This is a genomic window from Leucobacter sp. G161 (genome assembly GCF_001482305.1).
In the GTDB taxonomy this organism is placed as follows: Bacteria; Actinomycetota; Actinomycetes; order Actinomycetales; family Microbacteriaceae; genus Leucobacter.
On sequence record NZ_LOHP01000062.1, the window covers coordinates 1 to 18,907 of the forward strand.

Here is an 18,907-nt window from a genome sequence, read left to right on the forward strand (position 1 = left end):
CACGCTCCTGCTTGTTGGTGAGCTTCGGGAGCTTCTGACCAGGCGGCCTACTCACGGATCCCCAACGCCTCACGGATCTCTTCGTCAGGTTCGTAGTCAGCGCGAAGGTACATCTCGTCTACCTTGAGAATGTTCCCGATGCGCAGCTGTTCAGCGATCTCAAGCTGAGCTTCGAGGCGTGCATCGTCGAGCATGATGATTACGGCCATGTGTGGCTGGAGTGCAGGGTCGCCCTTCATCGCGCGGACTATCGTGCGTGCCCCGCCCTGCAGTCGTCGCGCTTCTGCTGCGTGGTCGATACGGTCACTGGTCATACTTCTTCACCCGCTCCCACTGCCCATTCACGCACCTGTAAACCCCGTCAATCGTGGAGTCGTGCATGATCTGATGCTGCCCAGTGTTGCCAGCTCCAGCGCCGATCCCAGCCTGTTCAGCGATCCGCCATGCAGCGGGCCAGCCGTCGATTCGAGTTTCCAGAGGAGTGAAGATCGAACCGGAGGCCGAAAACGACCACCTCTCGTTCCCGACAAGTGGCGTCACCACTCCAATCGACACAGTGCGGACGCCGAGCGACTGTGCAATAGCGAGCACCTCAGCGGTTTTTGTCGCTGCAGCCTCCACTACCTCACGGGTTCGCTCAAGCTCAGCGACCGCATTGTTTACGTTCTCGATTGCGCGTTCCAAGCGCTGTTTCCCATTCATGCTGTTACCTCCATTGGTTGTGTGGTGCACACGCACCGACGAGAAAGGCCCGGGACATCGCCCGAGCCATCACATTTGCTGCACCCGACGACCGGGCTGAATCGTTCGTCCATCACGGCCCCCTATGCGTGTTGTAGGCCGCCTGAACACCCTTGTTGATGTTCAGCAAGCTATAGATCCGTGTCGTGAGCGCTTTCGATAAGCCTTCAAGCTGGTGATACTCACCTTTCAAGGCAAGCCACGACCGGTATTGCGGAAGAGCCTCCACATTCGCTTTAGCTCGAGCCTGAGTAGCCGAAATCCCATCGCTCATCCACCTGTCGATCGACAAATTGAACGCCTCAAGATACTCAGCCTCGGCCGCATACCTTCGGTCGTTCACGTCAGTGAGCGCCTCATTCAGCGTTTCCAGAAGACTGTTCCCCTCCTGTATCTGCCGTTCCAATTCCACCGGGTTCGCCGGCTGGAACGTCCGCATCTGCTCCGCTCTGCGCGTCAGATCGTTGTCCGTCATCAGTCACCTCCTCCGCGTCGACAGTGTTCGCCTCGGCCTCGAGTAGGCCCAGGCGTGCAGCACGCTTCACCTTGAGCGCGTCGGACCCTTCGCCCTTGGCGCGGATCCTCTCTGAGATCTGGTTGACCTCCTCGACAGACTGGGCAGCATCAAACTGCGCTTCCCAATCCTCAGTGGGTTCGGGCACAGGATCCTCAGCGACCGACACTTCCGACTCGATCTCTTCACGCGTGTATGCGATGCCTTTCAGGACATCGTCGGCACCCTCGCGGCACACGTCACCGAGCGCACGCCACTTGCACATCGTCTCCGGGTAAGACTGCCAAGGCTTCGGGGATCCGTTCTTGGATTGGGCAACGACCTGCCATTTCCCGGATACCTGCTTGTAGGCGCAAAGCCCCGCACGCTCGGCACGGCGCGGATCCCACGACGACTCGTACACAGTGCCGTCGTCAGAGCGCGTGAGCGTCACCTTCACGGTGAAGTCTCCCGCGGTGATCTCGCCTTCCGAGTGGATCTCGATCTTGTGCCCAGCAGCTCGAACTAGCCCCGACATGAGTTGGGGAGAGATCGTCGCCTTGCCCTCGAACACGTCGATTCCTTGCAGTGCTGCCATCGGGTTCAAGCCGAGCATCGCGCCTGTCTCCATCACAAGCAGGATCTTCCCGGGCGACGGGGCGGGAGCGCCGGGACCCCCGTCAGGCCGAGTCGTTGGCGACCACAGGCCCTTGGGGATGAGGTCTCCGGCGTGGGCGAGCGTCTGGGAATACTTCATTCGCTCTGTCAGGCTTGCTGCCTGGTACGCAACTATTTCGCTCAAAACGGACTCTCTTTCATTGCTTCTTTGGCAGCGTCGAGCGCGGCCACTACTTGTTCAGCGATCGGAATAATGAGCTCCGTCGCGGCGACGATTCTCGGGTGGTCACGCGGCACCTCAAGACGTGAATAACCGCCCTTACGCTCCACCCATTCGTCGTGTTCGCCACGCACCAGCGTGAGGGTGCCGAACAGGACTCGCTCCGCTTCGGGGAAGCAGAACAGTTGGAACGCGAGCTGCCGCCACTCCCCCGCATCCGGGTTCGGCTTGATCACCCCGTGCCTCGTCTTCACCTCAGCGAGGGTGAACGGATCCTCGTCAGAGATCCCATCCGGGGTGCACGCGAACCGATCGTGCGATGGAGACCGCACGAACGCTTTGTTCTCCGGCACCCCGAGGTAGGCGAGAATCATCGGCTCCCACCGGTGTCCCGACCTTGTGGTTTCGTTCCCGAAGAACGACTTGGGGCGGAGCTTCGCAGCCACGTATTTTTCGACCGATGCTGGGTTCGCAAACCCTTTCGCGGCCGATGCGCCGATCATCGACTTTCTGGCTTTCAGCCACTGCGCACGATCCGCCCCGTCAACGATGATGCGGTCACGCCATGTCACGCCGCCTGCCCGTCGACCATCTCAACGAACGTCGCCACGAGCCCGCCCACGTCCGGGCGGCCGCGCTCGATCAGTACCGTGTACCCGCGCTCGAGCGCCAGCTTGTCGATGTGCGCGAGGGTGACCTCGTCCATCATGTCGCCGTTCTTCACGATCACGAGCTTCAGGTCCGGGTTGCCGGCAGTGGCGATCGCGAACGCCGCTTCCTCACGCTGCCCCTGGTTGAGCTGCGAGAACGGCACACCGTCAAACAGCACCCCGTCTTCGGATACCGACAGTGACGGGTGCGGGAACACTGCAACCTTGAGGCCGTCAGCCTTGCGCTGCTGAATCTCCTTCACCGCCGCGTCAGCGACTTCCCACTCGCGCCGCTTGAAGTCTGCCTCTTCCTCGAGCGCGCGGAAGATCTCCCCTACCTGCACTTCACGGTTCACGTGGTCGACGTTCGCGAGCTGCGCTTCAAGCTGGGTCGTGTCGATCAGCACCCCTTCGGATGCCGTCTGGTGCGCTTCGGCGGCGCGCTGCTCGAGACTGAACCGCTCCCCCTCGAGCTCTTCGATCTGCCGGCGCAACTCCGCGAGCCGGTTGTCGATGCCCACGATCTGCTTCCCGAGCTCCGTCACAAGGTCAGCAGCGCGCGTAACATTCGCGTTGTGGGCGCGGGCCTCGTCCAGCTTCGCGACGAGCTCGACAGTCGATACCGGCGCGAGCGGTGTGCCCGGTTCTGGGCGGTGAGCGTTCGTCACCGCGCCCTCAGCCGCCCGGGCAACCTGCCCCAGCTTCAACCGTTCTTCCTCGGCGGCGCGCTCCTCACCTTCGAGCTGGTCAAGGTCGAACGGCAGCTCGACCTTGCGGAGCAGCATGTCGCGCTGCGGCTTCGGATCCATCAGCAAGTACTTCGACGGGTCGAAGATCAGGCCGCCCGTGAGCTCCGCGATCACCTCAGCAGGCTTCGCGTGCTTCGCACCGTCGAGCGCGTACACGGAAAGCTTCGACACGATCTTGCCGTCCTTGCCGCGCTTCCACTCGCGCACGATCTTCACGTCTAGGGCAGTGTCGATGAACTCGGCCTTCGCTTCCTGCGCGTCCTCGTTGATCGGATGCGGTGTGAGCCGGATGCCTCGGGCATCGAACAGCTCGGTGATGCCGTCGATGAATGATGACTTGCCGGCAGCGTTGCGGCCCTGCACGATGACTGATCCGCCGTCCGTGGACACTTCCACAGTGCCGCTGATGCCCTTGTAGTCAGTGATCTTGAATGTCTGCATGGATATCTCCTGAAACTAGAAACCGCCCCGGGTAGGGCGGTCGTTGGTGGTGTCTTCTTGGCGGGTGTAGTCCCGCCAGCATTCGGTGTGGTCAACCCGTGGGCAGAAGTGCGCAGGGCAGTCGGGTAGTCCCATCAGGCGACGTACCTTTTGGACTCGGCACGTCCGAGGACGTACCGGCAGTCACGGCATAGCTTCTTCGCTTGCGGCGACGTGGATCGCCGGTAGCTTGCGGGGACGCGTTGCGGGCAGCGCAGGCAGCCGGTCGTTGGTACTTCTTTCTCTCGGGGTTCTGTCTTCGTCATCGCCTTGCTCCTAAACGCTTCTTGAATCGGGAAAAGTAATGCCGCCCACGTCGCTGGTTGTCTTCCAGCAGCATGTGAGCGGCGACGTACAAAGTCGTGGCGATCGGGACCGACCACGGGACGTAATCAACCAAGATCCACCCCCAGAAGGTGGGCGGCCCTGGTGACCACGAATTCGAGCACGACGGCTTCTTCGTCGCGTGCCTCGCGCAGCATCAGCTCGAGCAACTTGTCCTCATCGTGCTTCGCTTTGCATTCGAGGAGCAGCGCGAAAGTTTCTGCGGGTGCTTGCATGTGTGCACTTCCTTTCATGTTTCTGTCTGGTCCTCTCAGCGGGTGTTGATCCCGCACACGACCACGTATGGTTGCTGGCTGCCATGGAACGCCTCACGTCTATGTCAGTGAGCGTGTGGGGCGTGTATGCGCTGGCATTGAGAGGGGGTGGTGCGGGTAGTGCCGGATGCGTCGTTCCATCGCACCGCGGCTTGTCTAGGCGATCCCGCATACGCAGGCGTTCCCGTCAGCGGCTACCCGACCGCTCGCCCCAGTAGGGGTCTTTCGTGCCCGTGGGAGGTACTCCGCCTCCACAACCGATCACAGGCTCACGGGCGAACTCAACTACCGGATCTCGATATCCGGGAGGATTGTGGACGGCTTGAAGACCACCTTGTAGTTACTCGCGCTCGCTTCACGCGGCTCAAGCTGCTCCACAAAGTACGACACGTTATCCGAGAGGCCCAAGAAGTGCTTCTTGTAGCGGTCCTCGTCCACCTTGCAGATGACCTCGAGCTGGATCTCCTGATCCGTGATCGCGCAACGCCCCTCGATTGTGAGCAGATACTCGTCAGTGATGCCGTTGAAGAACACCACGCGCCGATCAACCTTGAAGTTGTCAGCGTCCCGGCTGAGGTTGTGCGTCGCAACATCAGCGTCAGTGCAGCCAGTCAGCGCCACAGCCGCGACCGCAGCACCTCCGAGAAGAGCGAGGACTTTTCGCCGCGTGCTCATGCGATCACCCGCTGCACAACGTCGATGATCTGCAAGACGACGTGAACCGCGCCGAAGACCAGCCAGGCGATAGCACCCAGCCAGCCAATGAACACAAACGCTGGAACCGGCCAAACACTATCCAGCGCCGCCGCGATGCCAGCTCCCAGCAGTGTGCCGAGCGCGACGGCAACCCACATACCGGCGCCCGTCAAGATCACCCAGACGACGAGCCAAATAACGGCTTCTGTCATGACATACCTTCTTCCTTGTTGTTGTGACGTTCTGTCGTGGCGGTCGAGGGTTCGAACCTCGCGTGTGACCGGGTAGCCCAGACATCACACGGCACCAAGCGCCGCCTATTTCGCTGCCGGGACATACCGGCCAGACTTTCCTTCCCCGCACCCCTACAGCGCCACCACAGGCTGATCGAAAGGGTCTAGGTCTTATGAAGCACTCGTCTCTCTGGGACCGGGACCTTGGTGGCCATCGGAATTCGAGCGAGCTATGTAGATGTGAGCCATTTAGGCCGTGCCCTGCCGTTGTGTGTGCCGTAAAGACCAACGGAGGGCTGATTTTGGGTATGCAGCAGCTCACGTACCGTCGAAACGGCACTGCAGCTATGGATTAGCTAGAGTTTGGGAATGAACGCTTGGGTAATCGCAGGGGCAATATTTGGAGCGATTGCCGCAATCGGGGTGATAATCCAGTTGACGATCACGGCAGCTACTCGTTCACACGGGCGCATCCACTTCGAGATCGTGAAGGCCGAACATTCACCAGCCGGAACCCAGGTGTATGGCATCCAAATTCGCGCCATGGGCAGCATTACTTGCAACGATTTGAAGGTTTCTGCCAACCCCGTAATCGGCCCGTACGACGACACCCCTGTCGCATACTTCGCAGCGGAGTCTGAACCCATGTTTCGGTCCTTCATTTTTGCCGAACCTCGCCTCCCAGATCATGACTATGAGCCGCGTGTGGTGTACTACTGGGTCTCTGACACCGGGTTTCGTCCGCGGCCCAAAGCGCTGCTAGTGCTTCCTGAGTCCCTGCAGGCATTTGATCTGAGGAGATCCGCCATCTTTCCTTGGGTTCACTTCTGGAAAAAACGAGCATCAGTTCGTCATCCGTCAGTCGTGCAGCGAACTGTGGGAACAGCCGATCCCGTACGCGCTGTAGGGTACGAGCAATAGCACTCATGCCGACACCGCCTCAACCGCGGCGAGGTGCCTACCGTACAGTCGCGCGATAGCTACAGCGCCAGCCGGCGTCACCTTCAGCGTGTGCATAACCTCGCCCTTGAAGCGGGGCGCGTCATGCGTCGGGACCGGTATGAAGTAGTTCGTCTTGCCCGAATACGCCGAATACCGATTGTGTGGAACTTTCCTCTGTTCCTTCTCGGACCAGCGCGTCGACTTCTCCTGATAGATCCAGTTCCGCGCCATCAGATCCGTGCGGAGTTCCTCTTCTCCCATGCCGAGCGACTTCGCGACGTTGCGGAGAATGCGAAGATCCTCATCAGCCACGAAGGTTTCCACGTAGTCGACCTTCGGCTCGTCATCGATGATCTTCTGAGCCAGCTCGGTGTTCTTCTCCGCGGTGGCGGCGAGTTCGCGAAGCGCTTCGGAGTAGGTCTGCGGGAGCGCGTGCTGCGGGACGGCGAGCGCCTGACGCATCGCGAAGAACTGCTTGACCAGCTCCACCTTGAACTCGACCACGACGGGACTGTTCCGCATGAACGTCATCAGCAGCGTGGACTGCGGTTCATTGAGCAACGCGTACATGGTGTCCCCGCCGCCGTGCTGGCCCGACATTCTTGGTGCGATTTCAAATCCGACCAAGCCGAACTCCTCGAGCTCTGCTTGTCGATCGCGAACGATACGCATAACCGAGGCGTGCTGATTCTCGGTGCGGCCGGCGATGATCAGCGACGAGACACGAAGTTCCCCGTCCGCATCTTCGATGATGTTGATAGTCTGTACCTCAGACATTGGTTGCCCTCCTAGGCGTTGATGTTCTGGCCCGGTGTTCCAGCACCGGGCTTTTTGCTTGTTGTACGCGAGTCGATGAAGCGCTGAAGGTCAGAAGCTGGGATGCGGTACTTGGCTTTCCCACCTCCGAGGTCTAGTCGGCGGGGCAGTTCACCGTCTTCGAGTCGCGCATATACGTAGTCGATCGAGACATCGAGTAGGTCAGCAGCTGACTTCACGCTGTACTGCCGCTCCACTTCCACGGTCATGCTGCTTCCGCCAGCATCGAGGAGGAGATATAGGCGACCACTCTGGCCACGTACCCCTTTGAGGGGACGAACACGCCCGTCTCAACCTTGGAGAGGTAGGACACTGACGTGTCGGCACCAGTGGCAACTTCTTTCAGTGTGAGGCCCGCCATATCCCGGAGGCCCCTAATCATTGCCCCGAGGGGCTGCGCTTGCTTCGTCATGTCAAGTAGATTGCCACACTACTTGACACGAAAGCAAGCCAAATTACAACATTGTCATTCCCGAAACTTGACCCATGTCAAATCAGGCCACCGACTTGTGTGCATTTCATTGACTTGATACGCTAAAGGCATGTCAAAAAAGAATTTGCCAAACTTGCCCTTCGATGAGCGAAAGAAGCTCGCCGGACAGGTCGCAAGCCTCAGAAGCGCGGCTGGACTAAAGCAAGCGGAGTTGGCAAAGCTGTCTGGAATCTCACGCCAGACCCTCTCGAACATCGAACGCGGATCAGTCCCCCAAATGGACAACCTCCGCAAGATTTTCGAGGTGCTCGGTGCAGACATCACACCCACAACCTTCACCCCAGAAACAGAGCAGTGGCTCGCCATCGTTGGCGGCATCATGGACAGCCTCCCCGCAGAGCGGCGCGCACCCGCAGGCCAGGCCGCAGTCGCGGCAGTCACGCAGGAGCTCGTGGACGCTTCCAATGTCCGTAGCTCGGGCCAAGATGTTGATCTACACGAGGTCGACCTCAGCCAAGGCAACTTCGCCCTCGCTGCCACCATTGACAATTCGACCGTCACTGACCAAGACCACCCCGACTACGAAAACGAATCCCAAGACCAGGAGGATTAATTGCTCATAGCCCTTGCAACCCCGCCGGATACCAACATGTATGGTGTCCGCGGGTTTGAGGATGCGCCGCACGTCGCGGACTATGACCCGTGGGAGCACGCCGCCCTGCTGGGGGCACCTCTCAAGTCAAACACGACGCTCCCCAGTGGCATCGTGGCGGCATACTCTCACGAACTGCACGCGATCTTCTTCCAGCCGGGACTCCCCGAAGACGTGGAGCGGTGTGCGATCGCTCACGAACTTGTGCACTTCGAGAACTGCGACCGCGGCAAGTCTGCACGCGAGGAGGCCCGCGCCAACCGCGTCTCGACTCTGCGCATGGTTCGCCCCTCCCGGATCGCAGAGCTCCACCTAGACCACGGCGACCTCAGAGGGATCGCCCGAGGCCTCACTGTCACCGAGGACGTGATGCGCCTCTATGCCCGAATGAGGAGAAACGGCCTCCGCCTCTAGACCAAACAAAAGAAGCCCCCAAGGTGTCCCCGTCGCCAAACAGAAGACACCTTGAGGGCCAGCATCGAATCACCACGAAAGGCAATCCGATGGATAACAGGTTAGTCGATCGCCCTGCTCAAGGGGGCGCCCAATGAGTGAGCAAAAGCAAACCCGCGCGGCCAAAGGCGAGGGCACGTTCTTCCAGACCGCCGATGGGAAGTGGCGCGGCTATGTGCCGGTGGACGGCAAACGAAAGTATTTCTCGGCGTCCAATAAGGCCGAGGCTGCCCGCAAACGGCGTGCGCTCCTGAATCAGCGAGACAACGGACATCTTGTCGCTGGCAAGGTGCCCACCTTGGGCGCTTGGCTCGATCACTGGATGAATGTCACCAGCACTGACCGACGCGACTCCACGAATGGGATCTACGGCATCTACATCGAGAAGTACATCAAGCCGAAGCTTGGCAGCAAACGGATTGACAAGCTGACCATGGATGACCTCGAATTGTTCTATGCGGGAATGGCTGCCGACAAGAAGTCGGGCTCGACCCAAAGGCAGGCGCATTCAATCATTCGCGCGGCATTAAAGCACGCTGTCTGGCGTGGCCACGTCGGGCGAAACGTGGCAGCCTTAGTCAAGCCACCACAACGAGCAAAACCAAACACCACAACCATGAGCGAGGCAGATGTGGCGGCAGTCCACAAGGCGCTCATTGGGGACCGCTTTCAAGCCCGATGGCACATGTCTCTCGACCTCGGTCTTCGACCAGGCGAAGCCATCGCGCTCGAGTGGAAACACGTTGACTTCGAGAACAAGACGATCACTGTCGAACAAGAGATTCTGCAGATCGTCGGCAAGGGGGCGCAGCTTGAACATGCCACAAAGACGAAAGCTGGCGGGCGCGTCATCGCAGCGCCACCTCGCATCATGGAGATGCTGAAGGAGACGCGTCAGAACCAGATGATAGAGCGGGCCGAAAAGGGTAGCGACTGGAAACTGTGGGAGCCAGACGGCCAGCCGCACGCATGGTGCTTCACCCGCGCTGATGGCACGCCACTGCGCCCCACTGCGGATGCCAAGGAGTGGAAAGCTCTATTGGTGCGCGCAGGGGTGCCCCACACTCGCCGCTATACGGCCCGCCACACGGCGGCGTCTATGGCCATCAGCGCTGGCGCCGACGTGGTATCTGTTGCCGACATGATGGGGCACTCCTCCCCCGCGCTCACGCTCTCGGTCTACACTCACGCCGTCGAGGAGAGGAAGAGGTCACTGGCCGACTTGATCGAGACGCGGCACATGGAGCAGGAAGCTAAGCAGGAATAGCTGCACCTTATCGTGCACCTTATGGCACCTGATGCGGCCCGACTAGAGCCAATCAAATCCGGCAGCTTCCGCATGAAACCGCGGCAAACCTTCTACAGCAAAGCAGTACTTTTAGATTTAGGTTCCAGTGTCTTCGGACGTGGGGGTTCAAGTCCCCCCTCGCGCACAGAACGAATCACCCTCAGCCCAGGATTGAGCTCCTCAGGCTGGGGGTGTTTTCGTCAGCATGTGGAGGTGGGCGAACACGACTTCTCTCCCCTGTGTGCGTTCACCGCAACCGCGCCAACCGGGTGCCTATGATTGGGGACGTGCCAGAAAACTCTCAGCAAGGTCCATCATTCCCCCAGGCAACCCTCGATCTGCCGGTTGCGCAGCGAATCGCCAAGGCGGTTGAACACTACGGCGAGGCAGAGGTGGTTGCCCGCTCGATCTCGCTGATGGACGGGCGCTACGAGGGCGAGGAGTTCCTGCTCTACGTCGGCGGCGAGCACGCGCAGGGCATCTTGAACGGCGCACCAGTGCTGTATTGGCCGGAGCTGTGGGGTCTTCGGGCCCTGCAGCACGTCTGGTCCGATACGGCAATTTCGCCGGTGCTGGAGTCCCTGAAGAACCCGGCTTGGCGCGTGCGGGAAATGGGCTGCCGCGTCATCGCCTCACGGGGGCTCCCCGCCGCAGACGAACTCCTGGCCCTCACCGCAGACGGTACCCCGCGCGTCCGCGCAGCCGCCGCCCGCGCCCTCGGTGCGGTCGGAAACCCGGACGATCTCGAGGGCCTTCGTGCGTTCACGAAGGATCCGGTGCTTGAGGTACGTCGCAGCGCCCAGCAGGGTATCGACGCCCTACGCTCGCGGTTCCCGAGCACACGATAGCTTGGCGTGCATCGACCCCGGTTCCCAGAGCAGTGATCTGCTTCGGGAGCCGGGGTCGATTGGTGTGATCGTGCCCGAGCGTGGGGCAGCCAGCTGGCTGTAACCGCTGGCTGCCGGCCACAGCCCGCGGGCGATGACCGCTAGTCGTCGATGACGGTGAAGTGCTTCCGCACCGGCGTGTGCACGTGCCAGGTGCCCTTCCAGCCGGAAGGCATGACCATGATGTCGCCGGGGCCGTACTTGATGGGTGCTTCGCCCTCAGCTTCAACGGTGACCGAGCCCTCGATGAAGTAGCAGATCTCGGAGTAGCCCACGCGCTCCGCGGTGAAACTGCCCACCTCTGAGGCCCACAGCCCAGTCGAGGTCTTCCCACCCGACCAGATCGCAAGAGAGGCCTCTTTCAGTCCCTCGGTGATTGCGGTCGGCTTCGGACCGAAGTCCCCAAGGGTCGCGCTGCCAGCGTCGTGCAGCACTACGGTCTCGCTATTGCTCATGGTGTTCTCGTTCTTTCTCGTGGGTGGGTCTGGGTGTGCGGGCGGCGCGCGCCGGTGGCGCTAGGCGCGCCCGGTCACGACGTCCGCGATCTTTGCGATCGGTGACGTCTTCTTGCGGCCGTTGAGCTCGGTCTGGTCGGCGATGCCGTATGCCGTGTAGAGCCCCTTCGTTGCGATCCAACGCAGCGGCTCGGGCTCCCACTTACGCACCTGGTGCCCGACCCACGGCAGATGCGTAATGTCGGTGTCGTTGCCAAGGATCAGATCGGCGAGGGTGCGGCCGGCGAGGTTCGTCGTCGTGACGCCCGTGCCGACATACCCGCCGCCCCAGGCCAGGCCGGTCTCGCGATCCAGCCCCACGGTGGCCGCCCAGTCGCGCGGCACGCCCAGCACGCCAGACCACAGGTGGTCGACCTTGGCGCCACGCGTCGCCGGGAAGAACCGATGCATGATGTCAGAGAGCGTCTTCGCGGTCGCAGGCGGGGTCTCGCCGTCGAGGTCGACGCCGGAGGCCCACTTGTAAGGCACGCCGCGCCCACCGATCGCGATGCGGTCATCGGCGGTGCGCTGGGCGTACATGTACACGTGCGCGAAGTCGCCGAGCACCTCCCCCTTGTTCCAGCCCAGTTCGTCCCAGACCGACTGGTCGAGCGGCTCGGTCGCGATCAGCGAGGAATTCATCGGCAGCCAGAGCCGCTTCAGACCCTTCAGCCCTGCGGTAAACCCCTCGGTCGCGCGCACCACGAAATCAGCCGTGACCGTGCCGTGGGTGGTGCGGACCGTCCGCGGGGTGATCTCGACGGCGCGGGTGTTCTCGTAAATCTCGACGCCCAACCGCTCTACTGCGTCGGCGAGGCCGGCCGAGAGCTTCGCGGGCTGAATCCGTGCGGCGTGCGGGTGCCACACGGCGGCGCGGGTGTTCGCGACGTTGATCTTCGCCATCGCCTCTGGTGCCTCGAGCAACTCGAGATCGGCCGACTTCCACTGCTGCTCGGCTGCGGCAAACTCGCGGATCCGAGTCTCCTGCGCGGGCGTGTACGCGACGTTGAACTCACCGCCCTTCATGATGTCGGCGTCGATGCCCTCCGCTGCGGCAACCCGGATGACTTCGTCGACGGTCTCATTCATGGCGACCTGGAACCGCTCGGCGGCGTCGCGGCCGTGCGTCTTCACATACTGCTCGCGGCCACCGGTGATCGCGTTCGTCAGCCACCCGCCGTTACGACCCGAAGCGCCGTACCCGATGTGACGCTGCTCGATGACGACGACCTTCAGCTCGGGTTTCTGCTGCTTAAGATAGTAGGCCGTCCACAGCCCCGTGTAGCCACCACCGACGATGGCGACGTCGGCGGTGATCGATCCTGGCAGCTCCGGGCGCGGCTTTGGCGCGCCGATCTGCTGCCACCAGTGGGATACGTTGCCGTTGATCATGATGCTTCTTTCCTGGCGCGAGCGCCGGTGGGTAGTTCCGGGCAGTGTGGTGCCCGATGGCATTGTGCGGCCGCTGTGCGAGCGGCGGGAGGCGACGCTAGGCGGCGAGCTCGGTGACGCGCTCGGGGCGCCAGGCGAGCTGTGCTGGGGTGTTGCCGGTGCCGAGCCAGTCGAGCTGCTCAGCCCCGCGGATCACGCCGGCTGCGTCGTCGCTGTCTTGACCGTCGAGCACGATCTCGTGCTTCCAGCCGGAGCCCAGATAGACGGACTGGCGGACGGTCACAGGCACCGCGCGGTAGCCGAGCGGCAGGTCAGCACCCACCGGGAACAGCTCACCGTTCTCCGGGCGGACGACCGTCACCTCGCGGCCGGTGGCGCTGGGCACCATCGTGGATTCGCCAATAAAGCCTGCCACGAACTTCGAAGCCGGGTTCTCGTACAGCTCCTTCGCGGTGCCGACCTGCTCGATCCGCCCCTCGTTGAACACGGCGATGCGGTCGGAGAGCGTGAGCGCCTCCTCCTGATCATGCGTCACGAACACGAACGTACGGCCGACGTCGCGGTGGATCCGGCGCAGCTCGAGCTGCAGCCGCTCACGCAGGTTCTTGTCGAGTGCGCCGAGCGGCTCATCGAGCAGCAACACCTTCGGCTGGAACACGAGCGCCCTGGCGAGCGCAACGCGCTGCTGCTGACCGCCCGAAAGCTCGCCGGGGAACCGATCCGCAAATCCGGACAGACCAGCGGTCTCAAGCGCCTCATGCACCATCTGTGTGGCCTGGGCCTTCGGGGTCTTGCGGCGCTGCAGCGGGAACGCGACGTTGTCGAAGACGCTCATGTGCGGGAACAGCGCGTAGTGCTGGAACACGATGCCAAGGTCGCGCTTATGCACCGGCACGTCGTCCATCTGCTTGCCGTCAATGCGCACACTGCCGGTCGTGAGGTCGGTGAAGCCCGCGATGAGGTTAAGGGTGGTCGTCTTGCCCGAGCCAGAGGGGCCCAGGAACGTCATGAACTCCCCCGGCTCAACCGTCAGGCTGACCTTGTCGAGCGCGATCGATTTCGGGTAGTGCTTGGAGACGCCGTCGAGGCGGATCTCCGCTCCGCGGTTACTGTGCTCGGACACGCTTTTTCCTTCCGGAGAGGGTGAGCCCCAAGATGACGAGGGCGGTAACAATGAGGAGGATCACGGTGGCCGCAGCGGCGAGCGTCGGATCCGTGTCTCGGGTGACGCTGGCGTACATCATCACGGGCAGCGTGTTCAGATATGGACTCTTAATGAAGAGGGAAAGCATCACTTCGTCGAAGGAGGTAACGAACGCGAACAGCGCGCCCGACACCATCCCGGGCACGATATTCGGCAGGGTCACCTTCAGAAACGTGGTGACGCGGTCGGCGCCGAGACTCATCGATGCCTGCTCGAGGCGGGAGTCGAAGCCCGCGAACCCCGCGGTGATCGCAACAACGGTGAAGGGCAACGCAAGCACGGTGTGCGCGAGCACGAAGCCGAGCAGCGTACCGACGAGGCCGAGCTTCAGGAACACTGCGTACAGGCCGATCGCGACGACGATTCCGGGAACAACCATTGGCGCGAGCAGCCCGAACGTGAGGCCCGCAATGAGCTTCTTATTCGCCATCTGCCGCAGCCCCAACGCAGCCAACAGACCGAGCAGGGTTGCGAGTGCCGCGACGAGGAGGCCGATGAGCAGGGAGTTGCCGAGCGCCGCGGTCCATTGCGGGTTCGTAAAGAACGACTCATACCAGCGCAGCGACCAGCCTGTCGGCGGGAAGACGAGTGAGGCCTTGTCGGTGAAGCTGAGCGGGATCACGATGAGGCTGGGGGCGACGAGCCATACAGCGACGATCATCGCGACGATCCAGAGGATCACCCGGGTAACGGGATGTGTTTTCAGCATTACAGCACCTTCACTTTGATGCCCTTGCGGCTGCTCAGCGTGGCGATGAGACCAATAATGCCGAGCAACACGACCGTGATGACGAGCAAGATCACCCCGAGTGCTCCGCCTCGACCCCACTCAAGCAAGCCTGAGACCTGTGCGTAGATCGATTGAGCGAGCATACTGTCGGACGGAGATCCGAGGAGCGCGGGCGTGACGTAGAACCCGAGCGCCTGAATGAAGACGAGCAGCGAGCCCGCGATCACACCAGGCATACTCAGCGGCACGAACACCTTCATGAACGCGACCGACGGGCGGGCACCCAGCGAGCGCGCGGCCGTGACGAGCCGCAGGTCGATGCCGCTCATCACCGCGTACAGCGGCAGCACCATGAACGGCATGAGCACCTGACTCAGCCCGATGATGACACCGGTGTTCGTACGCAAGAGTTCGAGTGGCCCGATCCCGACCACACCCAGCAGGTTGTTGACGACACCGTTGTCCTGCAGCAGCACGATCCACGCGAATGTGCGGATCATGAGCGAGGTCCAGAACGGGATGAGCGCGATGACCACAAGCGCCATGCGCGCCTTGGCGCTCACGATCGTCATGAGGTACGCGTACGGATACGAGAGGGCGAGGCAGATCACCGTGGCGATGAGCCCGTTACTAAACGTGCGGAGGATGACACCTAGGTTGTTCTCGTTGCTGAACGCCCACGCGTAGTTGTCGAAGCCGAGCGTGGGGTCACTGACGCTTCGCCAGACGCTGTCCAAGACGGGGTATGCAAATACCCCGAGCAGCAGCGCGTAGGCGGGCAGCAGAAGCAGCCACGCCCGACCGGAGGAGGCGCGAGGCGACTTCGGCTGTCGCGCCCCTCCGATCAGAGCGGTTTCAGTCATGGGTTAGCCCTGGATCCAATCGAGCCAGCGGTTGAGCTCGGTGTCGTAGTTTGCCGACCACCAGGTCGCGTCGGTTGGCACCATCACGTCTGCGATCTCCGGGTTCGTGATGAGGTAGTCCTGGCCGAGCTCGGTGAGGTTCGGCTTCGAATCCTTATGTACCGGCGAGTAGGAGGTGATCTCGCTCAGCTTCGCCTGCTGCTCAGCGCCGAGGTAGTAGTTGATGTATGCGAACGCCGCGTCGGGGTTCTTCGCATTCTTCGGCACGCTCAGCGCGTCAGCGACGACGAGGGACTGATCCCAGATCGGGGCATAGTTCGCGCCGTTCTCGACTGCGCCGAACCCGCGACCCGACCACACGAGCGCCATGTCAGCATCACCGGACTCGATCATCTGCTGCGACTCGGCGCCGGTCTTCCAATAGATGAGGTGATCACGCAGGCCGTCGAGCTTCGCGTAGACGCGATCCATGTCGAGCGGGTACAGCTCGTCGGGTGCGACACCCTCTGCGAGCAGTGCGCCCTCGTAGATGCCGGGGCCGATGTCCTCGAAGCCGGCGATGCTGCGCTTGCCGGGGAACCTCTCGGTATCGAAGAAGTCAGCCCACCCGGTGGGGGCTGTGGGATAGGCGTCCTTGTTGTACATAATGACGTAGCCGTACTGCATGGCAGGCACGTAGCAGTCGCCGACCAGGCCCTCTGGAATGTTCGAGGTGTCGACGATGGTGGTATCGAGATCCATGAGCAAGCCGTCTTCGCCACACTGCATGTCTGCCCAGATAATGTCACTGTCGACGATGTCCCAGGTGACCTGCTTGCTTTCGACCTGCGCCTTCACCTTCGAGTACTCGGTCGGGCCGTCGTCAAGCATCGTCGCGCCGGATTCCTTGGCGAACGGCACCGATGCCGCCTCAACCTGGCCCTCCTGGAACAGACCGCCCCACGACGACAGTGTGAGGGTAACTCCGTCGAGCGCACCTTCCTTCACGGTGCCCGCGACTGCGGGGCCGGAACCGAGGTCGACCTCGACCGGGGCACCGCCGCCGGAGCAGCCAACGAGGGTCGCTGCGAGGGCGAGCCCACCGACGGTGGTGAGCACGGTTCGCTGTTTCTTGATCATGTTTGATCTCCTTGCGTGGATGGGATGTATCTGGCTGGGAGCCGAGGCTGAGCCCGGCACGCGGTTACGCCTGGTTCTGCGGGTTGGGCTCGGGCGGCAGCGGCGCGTGGACTTCTTCGGCGCCGGTCGGCGGGCTGTTGATCCAGAGCACCTCGGCCGGCCCATCGGAGTGGTTCACGATGCGGTGCGGCACGGAGCTGAGGAACTCGATCGAGTCGTCCTTGTGCATGACGTAGCGCTCTGCGCCGAGTTCGAGCGTGATGGACCCCGCGACGACGATGAAGAACTCCTGCGCGTTGCCGTGCGAGTAGGCATCGGGGCCGGTGCTCCCGCCGGGCGCGAACGAGCCAGCGTAGATTTCGAGATTGCGCAGTGGCTCCTGCGAGATCACGAACTTCTCCGCACCGTCGAGCGGGAGCGTGGGTCGATCCGCCCCGCGAAGTACGCCGCGGGTGTGACCGTTCGAGGCATCGAGCAGGGCCGCCGGGGTCACGCCGAGTGCGCCTGCGATCTTGCGCAACGATGCCACCGAGGCGTTGGAATGACCGTTCTCGAGTTGGCTGAGGAAACTGGAGCTCACTCCAGCGGCAGTCGCGAGGCCCCTGAGGCTCAGCCCGCGCAGCTCGCGGAATTCGGCGATACGGCGGCCGAGCTCTAGTTCTTCACTCATGCGGATCCTCATCTGCTTCTGAGCGGGCCCCGCTGGCCGAGTTGGCCGCTTTGTCGAACACCGCTGTTCTCCTCACTGAACAGAGTGTTCAGTGGAATGCGTTCAAACGTACAGTGAGTTCCGCAAATCCGCAAGCGCCTCCAAACTCCTTGCACTGGCAGGCCGAAGCTGCCGAGCCCGGCGCTGCCCAGCCCTTCCCAGCGCGGCCAAGCAGACCCGCCGCGGAAACCGCGTACGCTGGTGTGATGCCTACCCGCTTTGAAGCTTCGATCCAGCTCGACATCCCACTTGAGATGGCGAAGCGCCACGGGATCCCTTCCCAGATCAGCCGGGCAGAGCTCGCCGAGATTGAGGCGAACCCCCCGGCCTGGCTGGTGCAGTCGCGCGCGAACCGCACCGGCAAGAAGCCAGTCTGGGCGACGCTCACCTGTGCGCTCTGCGGGGTCGAGGAGATTACTCGCCCGAAGAAGTGGTGGCCCGAGTTCACACTGCTCGCCTGCGACGACCACGACGCGAGCGAGCTAGAACCGGCAGCGCCGGGCGCCTCACGCGAGTTCACCTACGGGGTGGGCAGCCGCTTCTTCGGCGCCGTGGATACGGCCGCGTAGACCCACGCTGGCCCTACAACGAGCTCACTGACGTTACGCCCACAACCGGCTGCTTGATCGCATTGGGCCGGCGCACCCACATGGGACACCGGAACTCTCTGCGCTTCTGGGGAGCTCGCGGTATCTCTGGGTAGCTCGCGAGCACAGCAGGGAGCAGCTTGCCTCGGCTTGAGCCGATCCGGTCTCCTAGGAACTGCACCATGGTGAGTTGCCCGAAAGTGCGATTCCAGACCGTCCATATCGAGTCACACTGCAGGCGTCGGCGACCTAGCTACATAGAACATCTAGTCTTGAGCTGGCCGCGGTGCGAAATCCACGAGGCAGGTAGAAGCGCGCACCCGAGAAGCTCTACCGCCATCGAGTCCGGCAGCGACCCCCGGAACTGCCCTGGCCTGGGCCGCCCCGCTTCACCCCGGGCCGTGTTGCTTTCGCAGCCCAAAGAGACTGCCATCGGTCCTTGATGTTGTGGCGGCGTGGCCCACCCGGCGGTGTCGAGCTCGGGACGGACCCATGCTGACTCCGCTAGCCATTACCGTCACAACCCTCCTTTTTGGAGAGCCCCTATGCCGCTTTGCCCGGTCACCTCTCTGCCGTGTCACAGGCGGAGAATGCGTGGCAAAAAGATTCAAAATCTTTTTCAACAGACCCCGTTTTGGGCCACACCTGAGTGCTTGAATGTCGGTGGTGCGTGTTTGACTACCGTCATGAATCAATCACTGCAGATCCAGGACGAGGCCCTCACCGGCCTCGAAGACCAGACGCGTGAGATCCGTATAAGAGAAGCGTCCAGACTCGAACACCTCGCCCGCGGCTACCAGGCCGTCACTGGCGGGGAAATGGCCAGACGCGCCTACACCGCTGAAGCAGCGCTCGCGCT

25 protein-coding genes are annotated in these 18,907 nt (G+C 62.2%); 6 read left to right on the forward strand and 19 right to left on the reverse strand.

What is annotated here, in order from left to right; genetic code table 11:
* Nucleotides 1–47 precede the first annotated feature (47 nt).
* The 9 genes from AUL38_RS09405 to AUL38_RS09440 form a co-directional block, all read right to left on the reverse strand.
* Nucleotides 48–314, reverse strand: a complete 267-nt coding sequence (locus AUL38_RS09405; protein ID WP_059061460.1) for a hypothetical protein — start codon at nt 312–314, stop codon at nt 48–50.
* Nucleotides 304–702, reverse strand: coding sequence for a hypothetical protein (locus AUL38_RS09410; RefSeq protein WP_059061462.1), 399 nt, complete (start codon nt 700–702; stop codon nt 304–306). The genes AUL38_RS09405 and AUL38_RS09410 overlap by 11 nt, the downstream gene beginning before the upstream one ends.
* Before the next feature lie 112 nt (nt 703–814).
* Nucleotides 815–1,216, reverse strand: coding sequence for a hypothetical protein (locus tag AUL38_RS09415; protein WP_153006544.1), 402 nt, complete (start codon nt 1,214–1,216; stop codon nt 815–817).
* Entirely contained in the window at nt 1,098–1,991 is an 894-nt protein-coding gene (locus AUL38_RS09420; protein ID WP_153006545.1) for a hypothetical protein, read from the reverse strand. Before AUL38_RS09420 ends, AUL38_RS09415 begins: the two co-directional genes overlap by 119 nt.
* Before the next feature lie 41 nt (nt 1,992–2,032).
* Nucleotides 2,033–2,644, reverse strand: a complete 612-nt coding sequence (locus AUL38_RS09425) for a YqaJ viral recombinase family protein (RefSeq protein ID WP_059061468.1) — start codon at nt 2,642–2,644, stop codon at nt 2,033–2,035.
* Nucleotides 2,641–3,912 (reverse strand): hypothetical protein, encoded by a 1,272-nt coding sequence (locus AUL38_RS09430; protein WP_059061470.1) that lies wholly within the window; start codon nt 3,910–3,912, stop codon nt 2,641–2,643. Before AUL38_RS09430 ends, AUL38_RS09425 begins: the two co-directional genes overlap by 4 nt.
* A gap of 431 nt (nt 3,913–4,343) precedes the next feature.
* A complete protein-coding gene (locus AUL38_RS17390) occupies nt 4,344–4,511 on the reverse strand; it encodes a hypothetical protein (RefSeq protein ID WP_161937429.1) in 168 nt (55 codons plus the stop codon).
* 324 nt (nt 4,512–4,835) lie between these two features.
* Nucleotides 4,836–5,225, reverse strand: coding sequence for a hypothetical protein (locus AUL38_RS09435; protein ID WP_059061471.1), 390 nt, complete (start codon nt 5,223–5,225; stop codon nt 4,836–4,838).
* Nucleotides 5,222–5,458 carry a hypothetical protein gene (locus AUL38_RS09440; RefSeq protein ID WP_059061474.1) on the reverse strand — a complete coding sequence of 79 codons (237 nt, stop codon included), beginning with the start codon at nt 5,456–5,458 and terminating at the stop codon, nt 5,222–5,224. Before AUL38_RS09440 ends, AUL38_RS09435 begins: the two co-directional genes overlap by 4 nt.
* 390 nt (nt 5,459–5,848) lie before the next feature.
* Between AUL38_RS09440 and AUL38_RS17135 the strand changes: the two genes are divergently transcribed.
* Nucleotides 5,849–6,400 carry a hypothetical protein gene (locus AUL38_RS17135; RefSeq protein ID WP_153006546.1) on the forward strand — a complete coding sequence of 184 codons (552 nt, stop codon included), beginning with the start codon at nt 5,849–5,851 and terminating at the stop codon, nt 6,398–6,400.
* A gap of 3 nt (nt 6,401–6,403) precedes the next feature.
* On the opposite strand, the gene AUL38_RS09450 is transcribed toward AUL38_RS17135, so the two are convergent.
* Genes AUL38_RS09450 through AUL38_RS16860 form a run of 3 tightly spaced genes read right to left on the reverse strand, consistent with a single transcriptional unit; the run spans nt 6,404 to nt 7,649 of the window.
* Nucleotides 6,404–7,198: a Rha family transcriptional regulator gene (locus AUL38_RS09450; RefSeq protein WP_059061478.1), complete on the reverse strand. Its 795-nt coding sequence runs from the start codon at nt 7,196–7,198 to the stop codon at nt 6,404–6,406.
* A gap of 11 nt (nt 7,199–7,209) precedes the next feature.
* The gene (locus AUL38_RS09455; RefSeq protein ID WP_083506752.1) at nt 7,210–7,446 is read right to left on the reverse strand and encodes an AlpA family transcriptional regulator; all 237 of its coding nucleotides are present in this window, start codon (nt 7,444–7,446) and stop codon (nt 7,210–7,212) included.
* Nucleotides 7,443–7,649: a helix-turn-helix domain-containing protein gene (locus tag AUL38_RS16860; RefSeq protein WP_083506753.1), complete on the reverse strand. Its 207-nt coding sequence runs from the start codon at nt 7,647–7,649 to the stop codon at nt 7,443–7,445. The genes AUL38_RS09455 and AUL38_RS16860 overlap by 4 nt, the downstream gene beginning before the upstream one ends.
* Nucleotides 7,650–7,779: 130 nt before the next feature.
* Between AUL38_RS16860 and AUL38_RS09460 the strand changes: the two genes are divergently transcribed.
* From AUL38_RS09460 to AUL38_RS09475, 4 genes are all read left to right on the forward strand, one after another.
* Nucleotides 7,780–8,283, forward strand: a complete 504-nt coding sequence (locus AUL38_RS09460; RefSeq protein ID WP_083506754.1) for a helix-turn-helix transcriptional regulator — start codon at nt 7,780–7,782, stop codon at nt 8,281–8,283.
* Nucleotides 8,284–8,736, forward strand: a complete 453-nt coding sequence (locus tag AUL38_RS09465) for a hypothetical protein (RefSeq protein ID WP_059061484.1) — start codon at nt 8,284–8,286, stop codon at nt 8,734–8,736.
* A 133-nt stretch (nt 8,737–8,869) separates the two neighbouring features.
* A complete protein-coding gene (locus tag AUL38_RS09470) occupies nt 8,870–10,042 on the forward strand; it encodes a tyrosine-type recombinase/integrase (protein WP_059061486.1) in 1,173 nt (390 codons plus the stop codon).
* A gap of 308 nt (nt 10,043–10,350) precedes the next feature.
* Complete coding sequence (locus tag AUL38_RS09475) at nt 10,351–10,911, forward strand: HEAT repeat domain-containing protein (protein ID WP_235590675.1); 561 nt, start codon at nt 10,351–10,353, stop codon at nt 10,909–10,911.
* 140 nt (nt 10,912–11,051) lie between these two features.
* Here AUL38_RS09475 and AUL38_RS09480 read toward each other — a convergent pair whose 3' ends face one another.
* From AUL38_RS09480 to AUL38_RS09510, 7 genes are all read right to left on the reverse strand, one after another.
* Nucleotides 11,052–11,405: a cupin domain-containing protein gene (locus AUL38_RS09480; protein WP_059061490.1), complete on the reverse strand. Its 354-nt coding sequence runs from the start codon at nt 11,403–11,405 to the stop codon at nt 11,052–11,054.
* 60 nt (nt 11,406–11,465) lie between these two features.
* Nucleotides 11,466–12,836, reverse strand: a complete 1,371-nt coding sequence (locus tag AUL38_RS09485; protein ID WP_059061492.1) for an FAD-binding oxidoreductase — start codon at nt 12,834–12,836, stop codon at nt 11,466–11,468.
* A 97-nt stretch (nt 12,837–12,933) separates the two neighbouring features.
* Nucleotides 12,934–13,959, reverse strand: a complete 1,026-nt coding sequence (locus AUL38_RS09490) for an ABC transporter ATP-binding protein (RefSeq protein ID WP_059061494.1) — start codon at nt 13,957–13,959, stop codon at nt 12,934–12,936.
* Nucleotides 13,943–14,749 (reverse strand): ABC transporter permease, encoded by an 807-nt coding sequence (locus tag AUL38_RS09495; protein ID WP_083506755.1) that lies wholly within the window; start codon nt 14,747–14,749, stop codon nt 13,943–13,945. The genes AUL38_RS09490 and AUL38_RS09495 overlap by 17 nt, the downstream gene beginning before the upstream one ends.
* On the reverse strand, nt 14,749–15,633 hold the full coding sequence (locus AUL38_RS09500; RefSeq protein WP_059061496.1) for an ABC transporter permease: 885 nt from the start codon (nt 15,631–15,633) through the stop codon (nt 14,749–14,751). Before AUL38_RS09500 ends, AUL38_RS09495 begins: the two co-directional genes overlap by 1 nt.
* 3 nt (nt 15,634–15,636) lie before the next feature.
* Nucleotides 15,637–16,752 (reverse strand): ABC transporter substrate-binding protein, encoded by a 1,116-nt coding sequence (locus AUL38_RS09505; protein WP_059061498.1) that lies wholly within the window; start codon nt 16,750–16,752, stop codon nt 15,637–15,639.
* 64 nt (nt 16,753–16,816) lie between these two features.
* Nucleotides 16,817–17,422, reverse strand: a complete 606-nt coding sequence (locus AUL38_RS09510) for a helix-turn-helix domain-containing protein (protein ID WP_235590676.1) — start codon at nt 17,420–17,422, stop codon at nt 16,817–16,819.
* Between the two features lie 245 nt (nt 17,423–17,667).
* On the opposite strand from AUL38_RS09510, the gene AUL38_RS09515 reads away from it, so the two are divergent.
* Nucleotides 17,668–18,030: a hypothetical protein gene (locus tag AUL38_RS09515; protein ID WP_059061502.1), complete on the forward strand. Its 363-nt coding sequence runs from the start codon at nt 17,668–17,670 to the stop codon at nt 18,028–18,030.
* Nucleotides 18,031–18,907: the final 877 nt, after the last annotated feature.